The sequence below is a fragment of the Bacillus thuringiensis genome (assembly GCF_001455345.1).
In the GTDB taxonomy this organism is placed as follows: domain Bacteria; phylum Bacillota; class Bacilli; order Bacillales; family Bacillaceae_G; genus Bacillus_A; species Bacillus_A thuringiensis_N.
In genome coordinates this window covers 4389169-4412057 of sequence record NZ_CP013274.1, presented here as the reverse complement: position 1 = coordinate 4412057, position 22889 = coordinate 4389169, and the positions used below count along the sequence as shown (strand labels likewise).

The window sequence follows — 22889 nt, the reverse complement described above, 5'->3', positions numbered from 1 at the left end:
CAACCATTTTTAAAAAATAGTTTCACATGAAACAAGTTACAGAAAAAGACAAGATGTGTAAACACCTTGTCTTTTTCTGTTGTTACATTTTAGGTGCTTCCATTCCAGCAGCAGCCCATTCTTCTTTTGCGGGTCCATACACGCCAGGAACTGTTAAGCCAGCTTGTCTCATTAAAACCGTCATTTGTCCACGGTGGTGATTTTGATGATTAATAAGTGTCATTAAAAATATAGAATTCGGCATAGGGCGACCAAAGAAGTCATTAATAGTTGCTAAATCTTTATCAGTCCATTTACTTTGAAGTGCTTCAACGAAAGCCGCGTTCACTTTACGATACCCATCTGCAATTGTTTTTGCAGAAGTTGGAACAGGATAATCTTTCGATTCTCCTTCAAACTTTAGCCCTGTGCTAGACAGTATAACAGGAATTGCCGTCACGATATGCCAAGCAACTCTGCCTAACGTCCAATGTCCAGGTGCAATTTCTTGTGACAAAGATTCATCTGTTAATGCATCGAGCATTTTCTGAGTAGACTCGGCCTCGTATGTCCATGATTGTAAAAAACCTTCAATAGTTTGGTACATAGTTATCCCTCCTATTTTTGTTCATAGATTAAATTCGTGAGAGATTATATAATCCCTGTTCGATAAGAAATATTGAGTTAAGCATTTGCCGCAATAGAAAAATAATTGAGGAATATTTAAAAAACTTCAGAAAAACGTTCTTATTCATTCGTATATGTAATGCATAGAGCATGGGATAAAGGATACAGAAATAGTAGAAGGTCTTCGGAAATAAGATATGTTAGCGCCGTATACAGCAAATGTAAAAAAGGGATTTCGTTTAATCAAGGAGGCAAAAGTACAAGCAAAAGAAGAGTTTGTTGCATGTAATAATTACTGGAATGTACGCAATCAATCTGTATGTGTATACCCACCAAATAAAGTTTTTTATTACTTACTGGTACTTAAAAGATTGAATTTGAAGGAAGGGATCAACATGTCTTCATGGCTCAATAATACAAATGGATATTGTAGTTGTAATAATCAAAATGGTGTACATGTTGATTCGTGCTGTTTTAGTTGCGATGGGACAGTTCCTAAGCTGGGCCCAACAGGTCCGACGGGTCCAACGGGTGACACAGGCCCAACAGGTCCAACAGGATCAACGGGAATAACAGGAGCGACGGGAGTAACAGGTCCAACGGGAGCGACCGGATCAACGGGTCCAACAGGTCCAACAGGTCCAACGGGAGCGACCGGATCAACGGGTCCAACAGGTCCAACGGGAGCGACCGGATCAACGGGTCTAACAGGTCCAACGGGTCCAACAGGATCAACGGGAATAACAGGAGTAACAGGTCCAACGGGAGCAACAGGAGTAACAGGTCCAACGGGAGCAACAGGAGTAACAGGTCCAACGGGAGCAACAGGAGTAACAGGTCCAACGGGAGCAACAGGAGTAACAGGTCCAACGGGAGCGACCGGATCAACGGGTCCAACAGGATCGACGGGAATAACAGGAGTAACAGGTCCAACGGGAGCAACGGGAGCGACCGGATCAACAGGTCCAACGGGAGCGACCGGATCAACAGGTCCAACGGGTCCAACAGGGTCAACGGGAGCAACAGGAGTAACAGGATCAACGGGAACAACGGGAGCAACAGGAGTAACAGGTCCAACGGGAGCGACCGGATCAACGGGTTCAACAGGAGTAACAGGTCCAACGGGAGCGACCGGATCAACGGGTTCAACAGGAGTAACAGGTCCAACGGGAGCGACCGGATCAACGGGTCCAACAGGAGCGACAGGTCCAACGGGAGTAACAGGTACAAGTATCACGGCGACATATGCATTTGCAAATAATACGTCAGGAACGGCGATATCGGTACTTCTAGGTGGGACGAACGTACCACTTCCAAATAATCAAAACATCGGTCCAGGAATTACTGTTTCTGGTGGAAATACAGTATTTACGGTTGCAAATGCTGGGAATTATTATATTTCATATTCGATTAATATAACAGCTTCATTATTGGTCAGTTCACGAATTACAATTAATGGAGCACCACTTGCTGGGACGATAAATTCTCCTGCTGTAGCAACCACATCATTTAGCGCAACAATTATTACAACTCTTGCAGCAGGAGATGCTATTAGCTTGCAATTATTTGGTTTGTTAGCTGTTGCAACATTATCAACAACTACACCAGGAGCTGTGTTAACGATAATAAGATTAAGCTAAATAATAACTCTCTTACTCTTTGAAGATTAAGAGAGTTTCTACATATAATAAGAAGTTAATGAAGTAAAGCATAGTTATATAAAAGTCAGAATATTATGATTGTAACATTATGGCGACTATAATATAATGAAAACAACCATCATGAATGAACATTCATTTATTTTTTATGTATTTGAAGGGGGAATGAAGGTGGAAAAACCATGGTTGAAAAGTTATCCAGAGGAAATTCCGAGTACGATTTCTTATGATATTCAGCCGCTTCATAGATATGTAGAACAGATGGCTTCTCGCTATCCAGAAAAGAAAGCGCTTCACTTTTTAGGGAAGGATATTACATTTTCAGACTTCCATGATAAGGTGAAGAGGTTTGCAAATTATCTTCAAAAGCTCGGTGTGGAAAAGGGTGATCGAGTTGCTATTATGTTGCCGAATTGTCCGCAAGCTGTAATTGGTTATTACGGTACATTACTTGCAGGAGGTATCGTAGTACAAACAAATCCACTATATACAGAAAGAGAATTAGAATATCAGCTTCATGATTCGGGAGCAAAAGTAATTCTTTGTCTCGATTTAGTATTTCCAAGAGTAACGAATGTTCAATCTGCTACAAAAATTGAACATATTATCGTAACCCGTATTGCGGACTTTTTACCCTTCCCTAAAAATCTATTGTATCCATTTGTGCAGAAAAAACAGTCGAATTTAGTTGTGAAAGTATCAGAGAGTGAAACGATTCATCTTTGGAATTCAGTAGAAAAAGAAGTGAATACGGATGTTGAAGTGCCTTGTGATCCTGAAAATGATCTAGCACTTTTACAGTACACAGGAGGAACAACTGGATTTCCGAAAGGAGTTATGTTAACGCATAAAAACCTCGTTTCTAACACGTTGATGGGAGTTCAATGGTTATATAATTGCAAAGAAGGAGAAGAAGTCGTTCTTGGGGTTCTTCCATTTTTCCACGTGTACGGCATGACGGCTGTCATGAATTTAAGTATTATGCAAGGATACAAAATGGTTCTTATTCCAAAATTTGATATGAAAATGGTTTTTGAAGCGATTAAGAAGCATAAAGTGACATTGTTCCCAGGGGCACCAACTATTTATATCGCTCTTTTAAATAGCTCACTTTTAAAACAATACGATATCTCTTCCATTCGTGCTTGTATTAGTGGCTCAGCACCACTTCCAGTAGAAGTACAGGAAAAGTTCGAAACAGTTACAGGGGGTAAACTAGTAGAGGGATATGGTTTAACAGAATCATCTCCAGTTACACATAGTAATTTTTTATGGGAAAAGCGAGTGCCAGGTAGCATTGGAGTTCCGTGGCCAGATACAGAAGCAATCATTATGTCGCTTGAAACTGGTGAGGCATTACCACCGGGAGAAATCGGTGAAATTGTAGTAAAAGGTCCTCAAATTATGAAAGGGTATTGGAATAAGCCAGAAGAAACAGCAGCTGTGTTACAAGATGGATGGCTCCATACAGGGGATGTTGGCTACATGGATGAAGATGGCTTTTTCTATGTGAAAGATCGTAAGAAAGATATGATTGTTGCGAGTGGGTTTAATGTGTATCCTCGTGAAGTAGAAGAAGTATTATATGAGCATGAAAAAGTGCAAGAAGTAGTGACGATTGGAGTTCCCGATCCATACCGAGGAGAGACAGTTAAAGCATTTGTTGTGTTAAAAGAAGGTACGGAGTGTTCTGAGGAAGAATTAAACCAGTTTGCGCGTAAATATTTAGCGGCCTATAAAGTGCCGAAAGTATATGAGTTTAGAGATGAACTGCCGAAAACGACAGTTGGAAAAATTTTACGCCGTGTCCTAATTGATGAAGAGAAAAGAAAGAATGAGGATGAGCAAACGGGCTAAGGCCCTTTCTTTTTGAAAAAATAGGATTGACACTTTTCTAAATAGTCAGTATTATAAGAATATGAATGACTATTCATTCAGTCATCTTCTTGAAGGGGACAGTAAAGTGAGGAAAAATAGACCGAAATACAATCAAATTATTGATGCGGCAGTCATTGTGATTGCGGAGAATGGGTACCACCAAGCGCAAGTTTCTAAAATTGCAAAGCAAGCTGGGGTAGCTGATGGCACGATTTATTTATATTTTAAAAATAAAGAAGATATATTAATATCCTTATTCCAAGAGAAAATGGGAGAATTTGTCGAAACAATTCGTCAAAAAACAGCAGGAATTGAAAGCGCTGTATCGAAGTTATTCATGTTGGTAGAAACGCACTTCTTGCTGTTGTCACAAAATGATCCTCTTGCTATCGTTACGCAATTAGAGCTAAGACAGTCCAATCAAGACTTACGCCTGAAAATAAATGAAGTATTAAAAGGCTACTTACAAGTTATGGATGAGATTTTAGAGACAGGTATAAAGCAAGGTGAATTCCAAGCGGATTTAAATGTTCGCGTGGCAAGACAAATGATCTTTGGAACAGTAGATGAAGTTGTGACCAATTGGGTAATGAGCGATCATAAGTATGATCTGGTCGCACTTTCAAAAACGGTACATGGGCTACTTATTGCAGCTTGTGGTTATCGTCAATAATGGGAGGGATCATGTTGAAATTCCTATCTGTAAGAGTTGAAGATCATATCGCGGTGGCGACGTTAAATCATGCGCCGGCTAACGCGATGTCTTCACAAGTTATGCATGACGTTACTGAATTAATTGATCAAGTGGAGAAGGATGATAACATTCGTGTTGTTGTTATTCACGGTGAAGGGCGCTTCTTCTCGGCAGGAGCAGATATTAAAGAATTTACATCTGTTACTGAAGCGAAGCAAGCGACAGAATTAGCACAGCTTGGACAAGTTACGTTTGAGCGTGTTGAAAAATGTTCAAAACCAGTTATCGCGGCAATTCATGGAGCGGCACTTGGCGGCGGCCTTGAGTTTGCTATGTCTTGCCACATGCGCTTTGCAACTGAAAGTACAAAACTTGGTTTACCTGAATTAACACTTGGATTAATTCCTGGATTTGCAGGTACACAGCGATTACCACGTTATGTTGGGAAAGCGAAAGCTTGTGAAATGATGTTAACAAGTACACCGATTACTGGTGCAGAAGCATTAAAATGGGGACTTGTTAACGGAGTTTTTGCTGAAGAAACATTTTTAGATGATACGCTTAAAGTTGCAAAACAGATTGCTGGAAAAAGCCCAGCGACAACTCGTGCTGTACTAGAGTTATTGCAAACGACGAAATCGTCTCATTATTATGAAGGTGTACAACGCGAAGCTCAAATCTTTGGTGAAGTATTTACGAGTGAAGATGGAAGAGAAGGTGTAGCAGCGTTTTTAGAAAAACGTAAGCCTTCATTTAGTGGCAGGTAGTTCAATTATTTTTTTAATATAAATTAACAGAAAATTAAAATTGATAGAATCTTTCTGAAAAACAAGGGGGTAAATGGAATGAACATCTACGTACTCATGAAACGAACATTTGATACAGAAGAAAAAATCGTAATTAAAAACGGTGCAATTTACGATGGCGAAGCGGAATTCATCATCAACCCTTACGATGAATATGCGATTGAAGAAGCAATTCAAGTAAGAGACGCACAAGGTGGAGAAGTTACTGTTGTAACAGTCGGTGGCGAAGATAGTGAGAAAGAACTTCGTACAGCATTAGCGATGGGCTGTGATAAAGCGGTATTAATTAATATTGAAGATGATGTGGAAAATGGTGACCAGTTCACGACAGCAAAAGTTCTTGCTGAATATTTAAAAGATAAAGATGCAGATTTAATTTTAGGCGGAAACGTTGCAATTGATGGTGCATCTGGACAAGTTGGTCCACGCGTAGCTGAAGCATTAAATATTCCGTACGTAACGACAATTACAAAACTTGAGATTGACGGTACAAACGTGAAAATTGAACGTGACGTTGAAGGTGATACAGAAGTAATTGAAACATCATTACCAGTATTAGTAACAGCACAACAAGGTTTAAATGAACCTCGTTATCCATCACTTCCAGGTATTATGAAGGCGAAGAAAAAGCCACTAGAGGAAGTAGAGTTAGATGATTTAGATTTAGAAGAAGATGATGTGGAAGCAAAGACAAAAACAATTGAAATCTATTTGCCTCCTAAGAAAGATGCAGGAAAAGTGTTACAAGGCGAGCTGCAAGATCAAGTAAAAGAACTTGTATCGTTGCTCCATACAGAAGCGAAAGTAATCTAATAAAATACGAAATTATATATGCAGGAGGGAAAATCTATGGCTCGTAAAGTATTAGTAATGGGTGAGGTTCGTGATGGATCGTTACGTAACGTTTCGTTTGAAGCGGTAGCGGCAGCAAAAACAATTGCAGAAGGCGGTGAAGTAGTAGGTCTTCTAGTTGGAGACAGCGTTGCTTCTTTTGCAAATGAATTGATTCATTACGGTGCAGATCGCGTTGTGACAGTTGAAAATGATAAATTAAAATCATATACATCTGATGGTTATGCACAAGCATTTTTAGCTGTATATGCTGAAGAAAATCCAGAAGGTATTGTATTTGGACATACAGCACTTGGTAAAGATTTATCACCAAAATTAGCAGCGAAGCTTGAAGCTGGTCTAGTTTCTGACGTAACTGCTTTAGAAGTTGAGGGTGGAAATGTGATCTTCACTCGTCCAATCTACTCTGGTAAAGCATTCGAGAAGAAGATTGTAACTGATGGTATATTATTTGCAACAGTGCGTCCAAATAACATTGCAACACTTGAAAAAGATGAGTCTCGCAGTGGTGACGTATCTTCTATTACAGTAGATGTGAAAGACCTACGTACAATCATCCAAGATGTTGTCCGTAAAACAGCAGAAGGTGTTGATCTTTCTGAAGCGAAAGTGATTATCGCTGGCGGACGTGGTGTGAAGAGTGAAGACGGATTTAAACCATTAAAAGAGTTAGCTGACGTACTAGGCGGCGCTGTTGGGGCATCTCGTGGTGCTTGTGACGCTGAGTACTGTGATTACTCATTACAAATTGGTCAAACTGGTAAAGTTGTTACGCCAGACCTATACATTGCATGCGGTATTTCTGGTGCGATTCAGCATTTAGCTGGTATGTCTAACTCAAAAATAATCGTTGCAATTAATAAAGACCCAGAAGCAAGTATCTTCAAAGTAGCTGACTATGGCATTGTTGGCGATTTATTTGAAGTCGTACCTCTTTTAACAGAAGAGTTTAAAAAGTTAAAAGTACATTCATGATTTGAGTACCCTTGAGTTCCAAGTGAAGTACCCCTATATATAGAAAAAGGTGAGAGATCCCCTGTCTCTCATCTTTTTAGTATTTAATCCGTATTTTTATATAGTATAAAGGAACACTTTTTTGTTACAATACATAACGATACATATTATTCGCCACGTATATAAGTTAATGATATACTCTTGGTAGAATATACTTGAAGGAGGAAATAAAATGGCAATTGTAAACGCAAATGACCAAAGCTTCGCAGCTGAAACTAGCGAAGGTGTTGTATTATTAGATTTCTGGGCACCTTGGTGTGGACCTTGTAAAATGATCGCTCCTGTATTAGAGGAAATTGATGCAGAACTAGGCGAAAAAGTAAAAGTAGTAAAAGTAGACGTGGATGAAAACCAAGAAACTGCTCGTCAATTCGAAGTAATGAGTATTCCAGCTCTTTTCGTATTAAAAGACGGTAAAGTAGTTGATCAAGCGTTAGGTTACAAACCGAAAGAAGCGTTAGTAGAATTAGTTTCTAAACACTTCTAAAATAAAAGGGCTACCATTTGGTAGCTTTTTTTATTTTCCTTTTTTACACCTTTCCGTTACAATAAAAGAACGTATGTTGGGTGTTTTGGCATAGTATGTTTTCATGTGAAAATAAAAATGCTAAGCATGTAGAAATGGAGGGTAACGAGTGCACGAACATTTAAAAGAGAAGTTGGCTATTTTACCAGATCAACCTGGTTGTTATTTAATGAAAGATAAGCAAGGAACGGTTATATATGTCGGAAAGGCAAAAGTGCTTAAAAATCGTGTGCGCTCGTACTTTACTGGTTCGCATGACGGGAAAACACTTCGGCTAGTAGGAGAAATTGTAGATTTTGAATATATTGTAACCTCTTCAAATCTAGAGGCTCTCATTTTAGAGTTAAATTTAATAAAGAAACATGATCCAAAATATAATATTCAATTAAAAGATGATAAAACATATCCTTTTATTAAAATTACAGCTGAGAAACAGCCGCGATTACTTATTACGCGAAATGTAAAAAAGGATAAGGGAAAGTATTTTGGCCCTTACCCGAATGCACAATCAGCTCATGAAACAAAAAAACTGCTAGATCGTATGTATCCGCTTCGTAAGTGCTCAAATATGCCCGATAAAGTTTGTTTATATTATCATATGGGTCAATGTTTAGCACCTTGTGTGAAAGAAGTGACAGAAGAACAAAACAAAGAAATTGTAGATGAAATTATTAAGTTTTTAAATGGTGGACATAAAGAAGTTCGTTCAGAATTAGAAACAAAAATGTATGAAGCTTCAGAGAAACTAGAGTTTGAACGTGCAAAAGAGTTACGTGATCAAATCGCTCATATCGATGCGATTATGGAAAAACAAAAGATGATTATGAGTGATTTAGTGGATCGTGATGTGTTTGGGTATGCAGTTGATAAAGGGTGGATGTGTGTTCAAGTTTTCTTCGTTCGAAAAGGAAAGCTAATCGAACGTGATGTTTCTATGTTTCCAATATACGATGAACCAGAAGAGGGATTCTTAACGTTTATCGGTCAATTTTATGAGAACAGCAGTCATTTTAAGCCGAAGGAAATTGTCGTTCCAGGAAGTATAGACTCAGATTTAGTAGAGCGCTTTTTAGAAGTGGAAGCGACACAGCCGAAACGTGGTAAGAAAAAAGATCTTGTAGAATTAGCAAATAAAAATGCGAAGATTGCTCTTGAAGAGAAATTCTACTTAATTGAACGTGATGAAGAGCGAACGATTAAAGCGGTAGATCATTTAGGGAAGCAGCTTGGGATTGAAACACCTTATCGTATTGAGGCGTTTGATAACTCAAATATTCAAGGGACGAATCCTGTTTCTGCAATGATTGCTTTTATCGATGGGAAACCAGCTAAGAAAGAATACAGGAAATATAAAATTAAAACGGTTCAAGGACCGGATGATTATGAGTCTATGAGAGAAGTTGTGAGACGCCGTTATACAAGGGCACTGAAAGAGAATTTGCCTTTACCAGATTTAATCATTATTGATGGTGGAAAAGGTCATTTGGCAGCTGTAAGTGATGTTCTAGAAAATGAACTTGGTTTATATATTCCGATGGCAGGTCTTGTAAAAGATGACAAACATAAAACCTCCCATTTAATTATTGGGGACCCACCTGAACCAGTGATGCTTGAGAGAAATAGCCAAGAATTTTATTTATTGCAGCGCATTCAAGATGAAGTGCATCGATTTGCGATTACATTCCATCGTCAATTACATGGGAAATCTGTCATTCAATCAGCATTGGATGATATTCCTGGAATTGGGGATAAACGAAAAAAGATATTGTTAAAACATTTTGGTTCATTAAAGAAGATGAAAGAAGCTTCTGTGGGAGAATTTGTCGAAGCGGGTATGCCGAAAAATGTCGCAGAAACGATTTATACTTATTTAGCGGATAAGAAGACGTTGTAGTTTACAACGTCTTCTATTTTCTGGTATAATTTCTGAAGATTTAAAATAAATCTAACTGAATGAAAATACAAAAAAGTCAACTAAACTTATATGTCTAGTTGACTGTAGGTAATGCTACACTTCAATGAGATCTTTTATATCCCATTTCACAAGAAATGTAATAGAGTCTGAACGTTTTTTCTTTTCTTCATAGGACTCTGCAACGACGTTTCGTTGTTTTTGAATTTGTTCAGCGATGAATCCAGCTTCTAATTGATAAGAAGAATGTCTGTTTTGTTTTTGGCGTTCAGCGATGAGTGTGCCTTTAAGTTGGAACTGCATTTCACGACGCTTATGTTCAATAATGCTTAAAGTGCCCCAGCCAGCTTTTTCGAAGAACTGAATGACTTCTTCAGTTGTTTCTAGTGGATATTTTCTTGCAAGGTTTCTACCGGACCAGTATAAAATACCATCTAAATCGTTACCGATTAAATCAGGTAGTAATTCTTCACGTAGCAATTCATAAGCGAAGGCGTTCAATGAAACATCTTCTAAAGATGTTGTATCGATTGTATTTTTACTCACAATATTCCCCTCTTTCTATAGGGATTATTATATAACATTTCTCATTTATAAAAACAGATTTTTCTTTGAGAAAATCTGAATATATAAGAAGAAAAAAAGAATTGGCAAATTATATGCAAATTATGTATACGTTTTCTTGACGCTTCGACAAAAATAGGAGTAAAATGAACTTGGTATCAAATTATGCTGAAATATTTCGAATAATTTTTTCAGTTTTTCTTATGCCAATAGTGAAAAAACATTATTGTTGTAAACTAATCTGAAAACAGCAGTCAAACATTCAAGGGGGGTAATGGGGACATGAAAGGCCGCGAGTATACGTTTCGTAAGTGGCACTCATTAATGGGGGTCATCCCGGTTGGTGTCTTTTTGACGCAACATTTAATTGTAAACAACTTTGCAACACGAGGAGCAGAGGCTTTTAACAAAGCTGCAGGCTTTATGGAGCTCCTTCCATTCCGGTACGCGCTAGAGATTTTCATCATCTTTTTACCGATACTGTACCATGCTATATATGGCTTATATATTGCATTTACAGCTAAGAACAATGCGGTTTCTTACGGTTATTTCCGTAACTGGATGTTCGTCTTCCAAAGAATTTCAGGTATCGTTACGCTGATTTTCATTTCTTGGCACGTCTGGGAAACTCGTATTCAAGCAATGTTAGGTAAAGAGGTAAACTATGATATGATGGCAGATATTTTAAACAATCCAGCTATGTTTGCATTCTACTTAGTCGGTGTTGTTTCAACAATTTTCCACTTTGCAAATGGACTATGGACATTCTGCATCAGCTGGGGAATTACAGTATCTCCACGTTCACAAAGAATCTCTACTTATGTAACATTAGCTATTTTCTTAGGTCTATCTTATGTAGGTGTGAGTGCATTATTAGCGTTCATCGATCCACAGCTAGCAAACCAGTAAGGAGTGGGAGAGCATGAAAGGGAAACTTATAGTAGTCGGCGGTGGCTTGGCTGGCTTAATGGCAACGATTAAAGCGGCGGAAGCAGGAGTAAATGTTGAACTGTTTTCTTTAGTACCAGTAAAACGTTCGCATTCTGTATGTGCCCAAGGTGGAATTAACGGTGCCGTAAATACGAAAGGTGAAGGGGATTCTCCATGGATCCACTTTGACGATACAATTTATGGTGGGGACTTCTTAGCGAACCAACCACCAGTTAAAGCAATGTGTGAAGCAGCACCTGGTATCATTCATTTAATGGACCGTATGGGTGTTATGTTCAACCGTACGGAAGAAGGACTTCTTGATTTCCGTCGTTTTGGTGGAACGCAACATCACCGTACAGCATTTGCTGGTGCAACAACTGGACAGCAATTACTATACGCATTAGATGAGCAAGTACGTCGTCACGAAGTAGCAGGACTTGTAACGAAATACGAAGGTTGGGATTTCTTACGAGCTGTTGTGGATGACGAAGGTGTGTGCCGAGGAATCGTTGCACAAGACTTACAAACTATGGAGATTAAAAGTTTCGGAGCGGATGCCGTGATTATGGCAACAGGGGGCCCTGGTATCATCTTCGGAAAATCAACAAACTCCATTATCAATACAGGTACAGCAGCTTCTGCTGTATATCAACAAGGCGCATATTATGCGAACGGTGAGTTCATTCAAATTCACCCAACGGCAATTCCTGGAGACGATAAATTACGTCTTATGAGTGAATCTGCACGTGGTGAAGGTGGACGTGTTTGGACATATAAAGATGGTAAACCGTGGTACTTCTTAGAAGAGAAATATCCGGCTTACGGAAACCTTGTACCTCGTGATATTGCAACGCGTGAAATCTTTGATGTTTGCGTAGAGCAAAAACTAGGTATTAACGGTGAAAACATGGTGTACTTAGATCTTTCTCATAAAGATCCGAAAGAACTAGATATTAAACTAGGTGGAATTATTGAAATCTATGAGAAGTTTACAGGTGACGATCCTCGTAAACTACCAATGAAAATCTTCCCAGCTGTTCACTATTCAATGGGCGGACTATGGGTTGATTATAAACAGATGACAAGTATTCCAGGTTTATTTGCAGCAGGTGAGTGTGATTATTCTATGCACGGTGGTAACCGCCTTGGTGCGAACTCACTATTATCAGCAATTTACGGTGGTATGGTAGCAGGACCAAATGCAATTGAATATATGAAAGGTCTTACTAAATCATCTGATGCTGTTTCATCTACTGTGTATGAACAAAATGAATTGATCGAAACAGAGAAATTTAACAATATTTTAACGCTCGATGGTAACGAAAATGCGTATGTTCTTCATAAAGAGCTTGGAGAATGGATGACAGACAACGTTACAGTAGTTCGTGAAAATAAAAAGCTATTAGAAACAGATGCGAAGATTGAAGAGTTAATGGCTCGTTACAAACGTATTAACATTAACGATACAGCAAGATGGAGTAACCAAGGTGCTTCATTTACACGCCAACTTGCAAATATGTTTGAGTTAGCGCGTGTTATTACAATTGGCGCATATAACCGTAATGAGAGCCGTGGGGCGCATTACAAACCTGAATTCCCAAATCGTGATGATGCTAACTTCTTAAAAACTACGATGGCGAAATTTGAAGGAGAAGGAAATGCACCAGCATTCCATTACGAAGACGTGGATGTTTCGTTAATTAAACCACGTAAACGTGATTATTCTTCAAAACACGATGTAGCTGCTAAGGGTGAAGAGAAGGGGGATAAACAACATGTCTGAGAAAACAATCCGCCTCATCATTACGAGACAAGACGGGCCTGACGCACAAGCGTTTGACCAGGAGTTTGAAATTCCGTATCGTCCAAATATGAATATTATTTCGGCGCTTATGGAAATTCGTCGTAATCCTGTTGATTCAAAAGGAAGCCAAACAACTCCGATTGCATGGGATATGAACTGTTTAGAGGAAGTATGCGGCGCATGTTCGATGGTGATTAACGGAAAACCTCGTCAATCATGTACAGCGCTTATCGATCAATTAGAACAACCAATTCGCTTAAAGCCGATGAAGACATTCCCGGTTGTACGTGACTTACAAGTTGACCGTAGTCGCATGTTTAATGCTCTAAAACGTGTTAAAGCTTGGATTCCAATTGATGGCACGTATGACTTAGGACCAGGACCAAGAATGCCTGAGAAGAAACGTCAGTGGGCTTATGAGCTTTCAAAATGTATGACATGTGGTGTTTGCTTAGAATCATGTCCAAACGTGAACAGTAAATCTGACTTTATTGGACCAGCACCGTTATCACAAGCGCGTTTATTCAACTCACATCCAACGGGTGAAATGCATAAAGCAGATCGCTTACGTGCAATTATGGGAGATGGAGGACTTGCAAACTGTGGTAACTCTCAAAACTGTGTGCAATCATGTCCAAAGGGTATTCCATTAACGACTTCAATTGCGGCATTAAACCGTGATACAACAATTCAATCGTTCAAAGATTTCTTTGGTAGCGACAATAACTATTAATAAATATTGCCTCTTCATGTTGAAGAGGCAATATTTATAACTTTATTTTTCTGTTTATTCAGTTTATTAAAAGGGAGAGGGAACAATGAAGAGGATTTCTTATATTGAAGACTTTGAGCAATGGGAAAGTGGTTTTTCATTTTACAACCCTGTAAAAGTTCGTTTTGGTGAAGTAGATATGTTTGGGCATGTAAATAATGTCGTTGCCTTTACCTATTTTGAAGAAGCACGTATCGCATTGTTTAAAGAACTTGGATTTATGCAAGAATGGACGCATGAATCTTCCGAAACGATGATCGTTGTTGCAGATTTACAATGTAATTTTATTAAGCAAATATATTTTGATGAAGAGTTGAAGGTGTATGTAAAAGCGGGATCAGTTGGGAATTCTTCTTTAGATTTACATTATATGGTGAAGAATGCGGTAGGAGAAGTTTGTTTAGTTGGTCGTGGAATGATGGTTCAAGCATCGAAAAAAACGGGAAGAGGCGAACCGTGGCCTGAAGAATGGAAGGGAAAATTACTACAATGATAGAGTAAAAGAAAAATAAGAGAGCAAATTGCTCTCTTATTTTTTGTCTTTCATCGCTTCTTCTAATGTTAAATGATGTTTATATATGTATGTAGCGTATGGGTTTCCAACGTAGCGCAAATGCCACGGTTCATATGCATATTCTGTTGTTTCTGTTTTATCTTCTAAATAACGAATGACAAAGCCAAATTCATGCGCATGTTTTGCCACCCATTTGCCTTCGGCTGTCTCTCCAAAAATAGGCTCTAATTGGAATTTTGCAGATTTTGAACTAATATCCATTGCTAAACCAGTTTGATGTTCACTTGTACCAGGAATGGCACTTACTGAATCAGCTTCAGCTTTACCTTGACGTCTAACGTATGTATCATGTAGTGATTTTTGGCGTTTGTATGAACGATAACCAGATACAGCTGTAAGTTCAAGTCCTTCTTTCTTTGCCGCTTCAAACATATTTTCAAGCGCATCTGCAGCATCTTTGCGTAGTAGCGTTTTTTCTTTATCTTTTGGACTAGTAAATGGTACGTTTGGTCTTGTTAAGTCTTCAGGTGTGTATCCGTCTGGTAGTTTTCGATGTTTATTAACTAAGACAAGATTAGACTCTGGATTTGTTACAACAGAAAAATCATTGTCTAGCTTCTTTGCATTATGATCAGCTTTTGGAAAAGCAGGAATCTCTTCTTTTTGGTGACTACTATGCTGTTGACTTTCGACGGCTTTCGCCTCATTTTGTAGTGGTGATTTAGAACTAAAGTAAGCGAAAGAAGTGATACCGATTACAATAGTAGTGGCAGAAATAATGATTATTTTTTTCATGATGCCTTGTAATCACAGTCCTTTCTTAATATAATATGTATCATTTTATATTATAAGTCTAGTTTACTGAAAAAGAAATATAAGAGTCGTAACGTAATAGAAATGCAAAGAAAATGTCAGAAAATGTGTGAAATTGTAGTATTTTTTCATATAATTCATTTCTTATCTTTCATGAAATTCATTTTTTATGTAATATATATATATAAGAAGATGTAGCGATTATCGAGAATGAAGAACTTCTTGTATAGACTAGGAGTGAATGGGAATGGATTTTGCAACAATTATTGGACTTATTTTAGGATTTGTAGCAGTGGTAGTAGGGATGGTCGTCAAGGGCGCTGACGTAAATGCCTTATTGAATCCTGCCGCAGCATTAATTATTTTTATCGGTACATTTGCTGCAGTATGTATCGCATTTCCGATGAATCAACTAAAAAGAGTTCCAAAATTATTTAAAGTTCTTTTTGGTTCAAATAAAAAGGATTTAAGTTATGAACAGTTGCTAGAATTGTTTGTTCATTGGACATCTGAAAGTAGAAAATACGGTATTTTGTCTTTAGAACAACAATTAGACAAAATTCAAGATGAATTTCTTTTGCGTGGTATGAAATTTGTGATTGATGGCGTATCTGCAGAAGATTTAGAACAGATTTTAGAAGCTGAATTAGAAGCAATTGAAGAAAGGCATGCAAAAGGAGCGGCAATTTTTTCTCAAGCTGGTACGTATGCACCAACATTAGGGGTTTTAGGTGCTGTTATCGGTCTTGTAGCTGCGCTTGGTAATTTAACTGATATTGAAAAGTTAGGACATGCTATTTCAGGTGCGTTTATTGCAACGATTTTTGGTATTTTTTCAGGTTATGTATTATGGCATCCATTTGCAAATAAGTTAAAACAAAAATCCGCAGCTGAAATCGAGAAAAAACGTTTAATCATTGATTGTTTATTAATGTTACAAGAAGGTACATATCCGTTTATTATGAAGAACCGCATTTTAGGTTCACTTTCTGCAACTGAGCGTAAAAAGCTAGAAAAAGGAGCAGAACAAAATGCGGAGTAAGAAAAATAGAAGAGGCAAAAAGAAAAAACATGATGAACATATCGATGAAACTTGGTTAATCCCATATTCTGATATGTTAACGTTGTTATTTGCATTGTTCATCGTTTTATTCGCAATGAGTAGTATAGATGCAGCGAAGTTCAAACAGATGGCAGTAGCGTTTCGAAGCGAACTAGCAGGTGGAACAGGAAATAAAGAGTTTTTAAGCGATCAGAAGCCAAATGATGAAAAGGAATTATCAGCAAGTAGCCTTGAGGCAGAACAAGCAAAAAAACAAGAAGAAGCTAGAGAAAAAGAAAAAAAAGAAATGGATGAATTGAAAGCATTACAAAAAAAGATTGATCAATATATTAATGAAAAGCAATTATCCTCTTCTTTTCAAACTAAATTAACTGAAAAGGGATTAATGGTGACAATATTAGAAAATGTACTGTTTGATTCGGGGAAAGCAGATGTGAAATTAGAATCTTTAGGGATTGCAAAAGAGATGTCAAGCTTGCTTGTTTCAGCGTCCCCCCGTGAAATTACAGTATCCGGTCATACGGATAATGTCCCTATTTCCAATACACAGTTTGCATCGAATTGGGAATTAAGTACGCAGCGGGCAGTTAATTTTATGCAAGTATTACTCCAAAATAAAGAATTACAACCAGAAAAATTTAGTGCGATTGGTTACGGAGAATACCGTTCAATTGCTCCAAACGATACACAAGAAGGAAAGGCAAAGAATAGACGGGTGGAAGTGTTTATCTTGCCTTTAACAGAGAAAGTAAAATAAAGAGGATGGCGAATGCCATCCTCTTTATTTTGCATCAAATGATTTTAAGTTGTCGCGACGGATTTTATCTTTTTCTGCATCTGATTTTTTGAAATCATAATCATATAAAGCGCCTTCCCAATCACCATACATCGGATTAGGGAAAATAATAAACTTCTCACCAAATTGTGCTTTTGAATCTGTTACTGCTTGATTTCGATCTTTTACAGACTTTCCATCAAAACCAGTGAAATCAGATAAGTTATCACCGAAAAATAAGATGATATCATGTGTTTGAGAAACGAGTTCACGTCGTTTTTCTTTTCCTTTTTCTTTCGGATCTTGTAGTAATATATGTTCTTTCGTTGCTTGAGGAGCACCTACACGCTCAAGATTTTTAATTGTTGCATCTAGTTGGTTCGTTTTACGATTTGAGATGTAGTAAATATCTACACCTTTAGACTCGGTATATTTTAAGAAATCAATTGCGCCTGGAAGGGCTTCGGCTTCAGCCTTATTAATCCAGTCATCCCATTTATACGGATAGCCTTTGCCTGTTTTTACGCTCATGGCTTGATGGGGACTGTTGTCTAAAACAGTTTCATCTAAATCAAGTACGATAGCAGGTTTTTTTTCTGTTCCCTTTGCAAGAGTTGCATCAAGCTTCAATTGACCAATATTGTATCCTTGGTAGTAAAGTGCTTTCGTTTCACCAGCTGTTTGATACCATAAATCAGCCATTAATTGCTGGTCTGTTAATTTTACTTTTTCTTCTTTTGCCACTGTTTTCTCTGGTGTTCCTGAACATGCTACAAGTGATGTAGATAGAACTGCTACAGATAATAAAGTGGTAATGCCCCTCTTCATCTTCATATGTATCCTCCTTGATGTTAGAAAATCATTTAATATTATATATCGAAAAATAATATTTTTTTTATGAACATTTGCATATTGTCTTTTGTATATATAGTAGTATGTCCTATATTAGAAAGATGGGAAAAATGATGGGAATCATTCTGACAAGTTTAGTTGTCGAAATGACAATTATAATTGACAAATGAAATGATATTATTTACAATTTTAACTAAATGGAACAAATGATGGATTAAGATGCTGTTACATAGTAAGAGGATGAAGTGTAGTGCTATATTTTATCCGGAATAAACATAGTCTTTGAAAGAGAGTATGAATGAAACTAAGGGGAGGCTTTATACTTTGAGTTTACAAATTCAAAACTTAACGAAACTATTTGGGGCATCAAAAGCAGTTAACGGCTTGCAAATTTCTTTACCAAAAGGTGAAGTGTTAGGATTACTTGGACGAAATGGTGCAGGAAAAACTACGACAATCAAAATGCTTCTCGGATTATTAACGCCTAATGAAGGCTCTATTACATGGGATGGAAAACCATTTGGGAATAGTGGGATAACGATTGGTTATTTACCAGAAGAAAGAGGTTTATATACGAAAAGTAGAGTAATAGACCAGTTACGATATTTTGGTAGATTAGAAGGCATGACGAAGAAAGAAGTAGATCTCGCTATTGATCACTGGTTAGAGCGATTAGCAATACCAGAATATAAATTTAAAACAGCAGGAGAACTTTCAAAAGGAAACCAGCAAAAAATTCAATTAATTGCTGCTCTTCTTCATAATCCAGAACTTCTCATTTTAGATGAACCATTTAGCGGGTTGGATCCAGTTAATGCTGGGATGTTAGCTAGCATTATTGAAGAACAAGTGCAAAGCGGAAAGACAATTATTTTATCTAGTCATCGTATGGAACAAGTAGAGGCTTTTTGCCAACATGTATGTATTTTGAAAAAAGGCGAAGCTGTCGTAAAAGGCCAATTAAGTGATATTAAAAAAGAATACGGTTTCCGCAATTTAACGATTGAAGATACAGAAGAGAATGAGAAGGGATTAGAATCTATTCATGTATCGTATGAAAAACAACAAGGCCTTCTTTATGTGCAAGTACAAGATGATGCAGAAGCTCTAAAGATTTTACAACAATTACAAGAACAGGGTGTTACCTTACGACAATTTAAAATGTTAGAGCCGACGTTAAATGAAATCTTTGTAGAGAGGGCGAAATAACGATGCGTAAATTTTCTCACGTATTTTCATTTTATTTTAGAGAAGCGTTTTTATCTAAAAAATCATTAATTACGAGTGCGATTTTATTTTTAGTTGTGTTTGGACTTTTTGCGTTTAATCATTTCACTGCTGATAATGATAAAGGAAAAGATAAATTTGCTGTAGTAACAGAAAGCGATACGTATAAAGTGCAAGAAAGTGATTTAACAAAGTTACTTCCATCTGCTAAAGTAACTGTAGAAAATAAGGATAAGTTTAATGAGTTACGTAAGCAAGTAGAAGATGGTGATTTAGACGGTCTATTCCGTATTACAGAAAAGAATGGTATTCCGGAAGTGACGTATATGTATAGTGGTTTTCCGAGTCAATCAACTGCTACACTTATGGCGAGTTATTTAAAAGAACAATATACAGCGGTAATGATTGAAAAGAATAATGTATCTGCAGAAGTAGCAAAGCAGTTACAGATGGAAATTCCGTTAAGACAAGAGGCAGTAAAGGATCATGCATCTTCCTTTGGGATTGGCTATGTTTTCTCGTTTGCCTTATATATGTTTATTATTGTGTTTGGAACTACAATTGGGACGACGATAGCATCTGAAAAGTCGTCTCGTGTTATGGAGTTAATGCTTCCGAAAGTAAAACCATTAACAATGCTACATGCCAAAATTTTAGCAATTGTTTCTAGTGCTTTACTATTACTTATTACTGCTTCCCTCGGTTTTCTTGTACCATATTTATTAGGTTGGGTAGACCTAGAAAATGCATCTTTAGTGGGACTTGCACTAGACTTTTCTAAGTTGGATGCTGTAGTAATTAGTATGTTCGTTGTATATTTTGTTACGGGCTACTTACTATACGCAATGTTATATGCAGCGGTTGGTGCTGTTGTATCAAAAATTGAGGATGTGCAATCTCTTTCGTTCCCAATTACAATGTTAGGTATAGCAGCATTTTTCATTAGTATTAAATCACTATTTGACCCTAATAGTACATTAGCTGTAGTTAGTTCGTATATTCCATTCTTTACACCTATGGTTACATTTTCGAGGCTTGTAGCGGGTGAAGCAGGAACTGTAGAGATTATTGTGACTTTAGTCATTTTATTGGTGACTATCGCTATCGTCAATATGCTTGCAAGCCGCATTTACGTAAATGGTGTAATGAATTACTCCGATAAAGTGAAATTTAAAGATTTAGCAAAATTCATAAAGCGTCAATAATGTGAGAAAAGCATGATTTCCTATTGAAATCATGCTTTTTCTTTATGTATAAATTAAAAATAGTATATAATAATAAGAGTCGTCTTTTAATAGAATGAATACAAAGGAGGGTGTGCAGATGGGGATTAGTAGTCGTTTTACAGTAGGTGTTCATATGCTGACATTACTTGCGATAGATCGAAACTCTCGCTGTACCTCTGAATGGATTGCCGGTAGTGTGAATACAAATCCAGTCGTGATTCGTCGCATTACAGGAATGTTGAAGAGAGCAGGACTTGTTGATGTACAAGCTGGTAAAGGTGGTACGACACTTGCTCGTGATTTAGAAGAAATTACATTACTTGATGTATATAAAGCAGTGGAAGTTGTAGAAGAAGGACAGCTATTTTCCTTCCATGAAAATCCCAACATTGAATGTCCAGTAGGAGCTAATATTCAATCAGTATTAGAAATTATTTTAATGCAGGCGCAAGAAGCGATGGAAAACGTACTTGCAAATGTAACGGTAGATCAATTAGTTACAAATTTAAAGTCTAAAATGAAAGAGTAAAAAAGCGAGCATCCTCATCATGAGGGCTCGCCTTTTTTTATTCGGAAATATTGAAAATTCTATTTTTCAGTATTTAAAATGAATTTACCAACAATGGCTGCTACGATACCACCAAGAATTGGTGCAACGATGAATACCCATAGTTGAGAAAGTGCTTCTCCGCCAGCGAATAAAGCTGGTGCGATACTACGAGCTGGGTTAACAGAAGTTCCAGTTAACGGAATTCCTAATAAGTGAACTAAAACTAATGTGAAACCAATTACTAATCCTGCTAGAGAAGAACTTCCTTTTTTACCTGTTACAGCAACGATCACTAATACGAATACGAAAGTTAAAATAAATTCAACTAGAAATGCTCCAGATAAACCAAGAGTTCCAAAACCATTTTGTCCTAAATTATCTAAAGGTGTTTTAGCAGATTTTAAAATTGTTACTAACGTTGCAGTTCCTAATAAACCACCTAAAATTTGAGCTAATACATAATAACAAAGTTCCATAGCATTCATTCTTTTGTTGATGAACATAGCTACTGATACTGCTGGGTTAATGTGACATCCAGAAATTGTTCCGATGCTATATGCCATAGCCACAATAGATAGACCGAAAGCCATAGCGATTCCTAATGTTCCAATTCCTTCGATTCCGCCGCCAATGACAGCTACTCCAGTTCCGAATAATACAAGTACGAATGTACCAATAAATTCAGCGATTGCTTTTTTTAACATAATTTACCTCCTAATATTGCGCATGAAACGTATTATAACATAGGTTTTAGTATAAACAGCTAATGAAATACTATTCTGATAAGGCGAAATAGGGGGACAATAAAAAAGAGTATGGTTCTTTGTTATAGAACCATACTCTTTTTTTATGCTGTTTTTTTCTGTTTAACGACTGGAACAGATCGATTTAATACGCTATTTGCAACCATTCCTAACATAATAATAATCATTCCAAGTAGGGAAAGCCCACCAGGAAATGAACCGTTCAAGAAGATAATTTCACCAAGAACGGTAAAGACCATCGTTCCAGCTTGCGTTGCTTCAACAGCTCCAAGTAGAGCGAGATTGTCTTTTGCTAAGTCAGTAGCAAAGAAAAATGTCATCGTTGCAATTACGCCAGAACATAATGCTAACAAAAAACCTTGCAACATTTGGCTTGATGTTGGAATACCGGTAGTAGAAAATCCATATACCCCAAGTAAAATTGTAATAGGTAGACTCCCAATCGCCATTCCTAATACACGTTGGAACGTATCGAGACGTCCACCAACAAGTTCCATCATTTTTCGATTGCCGAACGGATATAAGAAAGCAGCTAACACGACAGGTAAAAACCCTGAAATAAACTGAGTCATTGTAATGTGACCTGCTGCAGTTGCTTGCATACAAATTACACCAAGTAAAATAAATAATGCGACATATAAACTACGAAGTGGAATTTTTCCGCGTACAAGTTTCGTACCTGATTTCGTTTCTATTTTAACGAAAAATAATGGCGAGAGTAGTAAACCTGCTAATATCGTAACTTGCCAAGTTCCAGCAACGAGCCACGCTGGAGAAAAGACGGCTGCAAAACTTAATAAAGAATAGAATCCAATACCAGCAACGGAACCCCATCCGATCCACGCTAATGGATGTTTCTTTAATTCTTCCCATAAACCCCTTAAGTTTTTGCGAAATAAAACGATAAGGAATAAAATAGGGAGAGCGAATAAAAAACGGAAGGAAGCTGTCCAAGCCCAGCTCGTTCCAGATACATTCATCGCTCTATTAATAATAAAGGTTGCGGAAAAAAAGGCTGATGATAAAAGGCCTAATAAAATTGCGCGCATGAAGTATAGCACTCCTTTCGGAATTTGATGATTATGT

The 22889-nt window shown here is 37.4% G+C and carries 23 protein-coding genes; 17 read left to right on the top strand and 6 right to left on the bottom strand.

Annotation, left to right across the window (positions count from 1 at the left end; genetic code table 11):
* Positions 1-82: 82 nt before the first annotated feature.
* Entirely contained in the window at positions 83-586 is a 504-nt protein-coding gene (locus tag ATN06_RS23015) for a DinB family protein (protein ID WP_060632455.1), read from the bottom strand.
* Between the two features lie 415 nt (positions 587-1001).
* Between ATN06_RS23015 and ATN06_RS23010 the strand changes: the two genes are divergently transcribed.
* From ATN06_RS23010 to uvrC, 8 genes are all read left to right on the top strand, one after another.
* Positions 1002-2246, top strand: coding sequence for a BclA C-terminal domain-containing protein (locus tag ATN06_RS23010; RefSeq protein ID WP_060633188.1), 1245 nt, complete (start codon positions 1002-1004; stop codon positions 2244-2246).
* Positions 2247-2435: 189 nt separating this feature from the next.
* Positions 2436-4121: a long-chain-fatty-acid--CoA ligase gene (locus ATN06_RS23005; protein ID WP_060632454.1), complete on the top strand. Its 1686-nt coding sequence runs from the start codon at positions 2436-2438 to the stop codon at positions 4119-4121.
* 61 nt (positions 4122-4182) lie between these two features.
* Positions 4183-4815, top strand: coding sequence for a fatty acid metabolism transcriptional regulator FadR (locus ATN06_RS23000; RefSeq protein WP_060632453.1), 633 nt, complete (start codon positions 4183-4185; stop codon positions 4813-4815).
* A gap of 11 nt (positions 4816-4826) precedes the next feature.
* On the top strand, positions 4827-5603 hold the full coding sequence (locus tag ATN06_RS22995; RefSeq protein WP_060632452.1) for an enoyl-CoA hydratase: 777 nt from the start codon (positions 4827-4829) through the stop codon (positions 5601-5603).
* A 78-nt stretch (positions 5604-5681) separates the two neighbouring features.
* On the top strand, positions 5682-6455 hold the full coding sequence (gene etfB, locus ATN06_RS22990; protein ID WP_001029031.1) for an electron transfer flavoprotein subunit beta: 774 nt from the start codon (positions 5682-5684) through the stop codon (positions 6453-6455).
* Between the two features lie 36 nt (positions 6456-6491).
* Positions 6492-7469: an electron transfer flavoprotein subunit alpha gene (gene etfA, locus ATN06_RS22985; protein WP_000101963.1), complete on the top strand. Its 978-nt coding sequence runs from the start codon at positions 6492-6494 to the stop codon at positions 7467-7469.
* A gap of 211 nt (positions 7470-7680) precedes the next feature.
* On the top strand, positions 7681-7995 hold the full coding sequence (trxA, locus tag ATN06_RS22980; RefSeq protein ID WP_001018943.1) for a thioredoxin: 315 nt from the start codon (positions 7681-7683) through the stop codon (positions 7993-7995).
* Positions 7996-8143: 148 nt separating this feature from the next.
* Positions 8144-9928, top strand: a complete 1785-nt coding sequence (gene uvrC / locus ATN06_RS22975) for an excinuclease ABC subunit C (protein WP_060632451.1) — start codon at positions 8144-8146, stop codon at positions 9926-9928.
* 114 nt (positions 9929-10042) lie between these two features.
* On the opposite strand, the gene ATN06_RS22970 is transcribed toward uvrC, so the two are convergent.
* Entirely contained in the window at positions 10043-10492 is a 450-nt protein-coding gene (locus ATN06_RS22970) for a YslB family protein (RefSeq protein ID WP_000042227.1), read from the bottom strand.
* A 300-nt stretch (positions 10493-10792) separates the two neighbouring features.
* On the opposite strand from ATN06_RS22970, the gene sdhC reads away from it, so the two are divergent.
* The 4 genes from sdhC (at position 10793) to ATN06_RS22950 (ending at position 14512) form a co-directional block, all read left to right on the top strand.
* Entirely contained in the window at positions 10793-11419 is a 627-nt protein-coding gene (gene sdhC, locus ATN06_RS22965) for a succinate dehydrogenase cytochrome B558 (protein ID WP_000678354.1), read from the top strand.
* Between the two features lie 13 nt (positions 11420-11432).
* Positions 11433-13226: a succinate dehydrogenase flavoprotein subunit gene (gene sdhA / locus ATN06_RS22960; protein ID WP_060632450.1), complete on the top strand. Its 1794-nt coding sequence runs from the start codon at positions 11433-11435 to the stop codon at positions 13224-13226.
* Complete coding sequence (gene sdhB, locus ATN06_RS22955) at positions 13219-13980, top strand: succinate dehydrogenase iron-sulfur subunit (RefSeq protein ID WP_060632449.1); 762 nt, start codon at positions 13219-13221, stop codon at positions 13978-13980. The genes sdhA and sdhB overlap by 8 nt, the downstream gene beginning before the upstream one ends.
* A gap of 85 nt (positions 13981-14065) precedes the next feature.
* Positions 14066-14512 carry an acyl-CoA thioesterase gene (locus tag ATN06_RS22950; RefSeq protein ID WP_060632448.1) on the top strand — a complete coding sequence of 149 codons (447 nt, stop codon included), beginning with the start codon at positions 14066-14068 and terminating at the stop codon, positions 14510-14512.
* Positions 14513-14548: 36 nt separating this feature from the next.
* On the opposite strand, the gene ATN06_RS22945 is transcribed toward ATN06_RS22950, so the two are convergent.
* Complete coding sequence (locus ATN06_RS22945; RefSeq protein WP_060632447.1) at positions 14549-15328, bottom strand: M15 family metallopeptidase; 780 nt, start codon at positions 15326-15328, stop codon at positions 14549-14551.
* Positions 15329-15593: 265 nt separating this feature from the next.
* Between ATN06_RS22945 and motA the strand changes: the two genes are divergently transcribed.
* Positions 15594-16388: a flagellar motor stator protein MotA gene (gene motA, locus ATN06_RS22940; protein ID WP_060632446.1), complete on the top strand. Its 795-nt coding sequence runs from the start codon at positions 15594-15596 to the stop codon at positions 16386-16388.
* Positions 16378-17166, top strand: coding sequence for a flagellar motor protein MotB (gene motB, locus ATN06_RS22935; protein ID WP_060632445.1), 789 nt, complete (start codon positions 16378-16380; stop codon positions 17164-17166). Before motA ends, motB begins: the two co-directional genes overlap by 11 nt.
* A gap of 24 nt (positions 17167-17190) precedes the next feature.
* Here motB and ATN06_RS22930 read toward each other — a convergent pair whose 3' ends face one another.
* Positions 17191-18018 (bottom strand): 5'-nucleotidase, lipoprotein e(P4) family, encoded by an 828-nt coding sequence (locus ATN06_RS22930; RefSeq protein ID WP_060632444.1) that lies wholly within the window; start codon positions 18016-18018, stop codon positions 17191-17193.
* Positions 18019-18360: 342 nt separating this feature from the next.
* Between ATN06_RS22930 and ATN06_RS22925 the strand changes: the two genes are divergently transcribed.
* From ATN06_RS22925 to ATN06_RS22915, 3 genes are all read left to right on the top strand, one after another.
* Positions 18361-19245, top strand: a complete 885-nt coding sequence (locus tag ATN06_RS22925; protein WP_060632443.1) for an ABC transporter ATP-binding protein — start codon at positions 18361-18363, stop codon at positions 19243-19245.
* 2 nt (positions 19246-19247) lie between these two features.
* Positions 19248-20468: an ABC transporter permease gene (locus ATN06_RS22920; protein ID WP_060632442.1), complete on the top strand. Its 1221-nt coding sequence runs from the start codon at positions 19248-19250 to the stop codon at positions 20466-20468.
* A 118-nt stretch (positions 20469-20586) separates the two neighbouring features.
* Positions 20587-21018 (top strand): Rrf2 family transcriptional regulator, encoded by a 432-nt coding sequence (locus tag ATN06_RS22915; RefSeq protein WP_000512998.1) that lies wholly within the window; start codon positions 20587-20589, stop codon positions 21016-21018.
* A 59-nt stretch (positions 21019-21077) separates the two neighbouring features.
* Here the strand turns inward: ATN06_RS22915 and ATN06_RS22910 are convergent, their stop codons facing one another.
* Positions 21078-21743, bottom strand: coding sequence for an MIP/aquaporin family protein (locus tag ATN06_RS22910; protein ID WP_060632441.1), 666 nt, complete (start codon positions 21741-21743; stop codon positions 21078-21080).
* Between the two features lie 143 nt (positions 21744-21886).
* Complete coding sequence (locus tag ATN06_RS22905) at positions 21887-22852, bottom strand: DMT family transporter (protein ID WP_060632440.1); 966 nt, start codon at positions 22850-22852, stop codon at positions 21887-21889.
* Between the last annotated feature and the right edge of the window lie 37 nt (positions 22853-22889).

Coding starts and splice junctions, on each gene's coding strand:
- ATN06_RS23010 (WP_060633188.1), top strand. CDS start 1,002: ATGTCTTCATGGCTCAATAATACAAATGGATATTGTAGTTGTAATAAT.
- sdhC (WP_000678354.1), top strand. CDS start 10,793: ATGAAAGGCCGCGAGTATACGTTTCGTAAGTGGCACTCATTAATGGGG.
- motA (WP_060632446.1), top strand. CDS start 15,594: ATGGATTTTGCAACAATTATTGGACTTATTTTAGGATTTGTAGCAGTG.
- etfB (WP_001029031.1), top strand. CDS start 5,682: ATGAACATCTACGTACTCATGAAACGAACATTTGATACAGAAGAAAAA.
- sdhA (WP_060632450.1), top strand. CDS start 11,433: ATGAAAGGGAAACTTATAGTAGTCGGCGGTGGCTTGGCTGGCTTAATG.
- ATN06_RS22905 (WP_060632440.1), bottom strand. CDS start 22,852: ATGCGCGCAATTTTATTAGGCCTTTTATCATCAGCCTTTTTTTCCGCA.
- ATN06_RS22920 (WP_060632442.1), top strand. CDS start 19,248: ATGCGTAAATTTTCTCACGTATTTTCATTTTATTTTAGAGAAGCGTTT.
- ATN06_RS23000 (WP_060632453.1), top strand. CDS start 4,183: ATGAATGACTATTCATTCAGTCATCTTCTTGAAGGGGACAGTAAAGTG.
- trxA (WP_001018943.1), top strand. CDS start 7,681: ATGGCAATTGTAAACGCAAATGACCAAAGCTTCGCAGCTGAAACTAGC.
- ATN06_RS22945 (WP_060632447.1), bottom strand. CDS start 15,328: ATGAAAAAAATAATCATTATTTCTGCCACTACTATTGTAATCGGTATC.
- etfA (WP_000101963.1), top strand. CDS start 6,492: ATGGCTCGTAAAGTATTAGTAATGGGTGAGGTTCGTGATGGATCGTTA.
- ATN06_RS23015 (WP_060632455.1), bottom strand. CDS start 586: ATGTACCAAACTATTGAAGGTTTTTTACAATCATGGACATACGAGGCC.
- ATN06_RS22950 (WP_060632448.1), top strand. CDS start 14,066: ATGAAGAGGATTTCTTATATTGAAGACTTTGAGCAATGGGAAAGTGGT.
- ATN06_RS22995 (WP_060632452.1), top strand. CDS start 4,827: ATGTTGAAATTCCTATCTGTAAGAGTTGAAGATCATATCGCGGTGGCG.
- sdhB (WP_060632449.1), top strand. CDS start 13,219: ATGTCTGAGAAAACAATCCGCCTCATCATTACGAGACAAGACGGGCCT.
- ATN06_RS22930 (WP_060632444.1), bottom strand. CDS start 18,018: ATGAAGATGAAGAGGGGCATTACCACTTTATTATCTGTAGCAGTTCTA.
- motB (WP_060632445.1), top strand. CDS start 16,378: ATGCGGAGTAAGAAAAATAGAAGAGGCAAAAAGAAAAAACATGATGAA.
- ATN06_RS22915 (WP_000512998.1), top strand. CDS start 20,587: ATGGGGATTAGTAGTCGTTTTACAGTAGGTGTTCATATGCTGACATTA.
- ATN06_RS22910 (WP_060632441.1), bottom strand. CDS start 21,743: ATGTTAAAAAAAGCAATCGCTGAATTTATTGGTACATTCGTACTTGTA.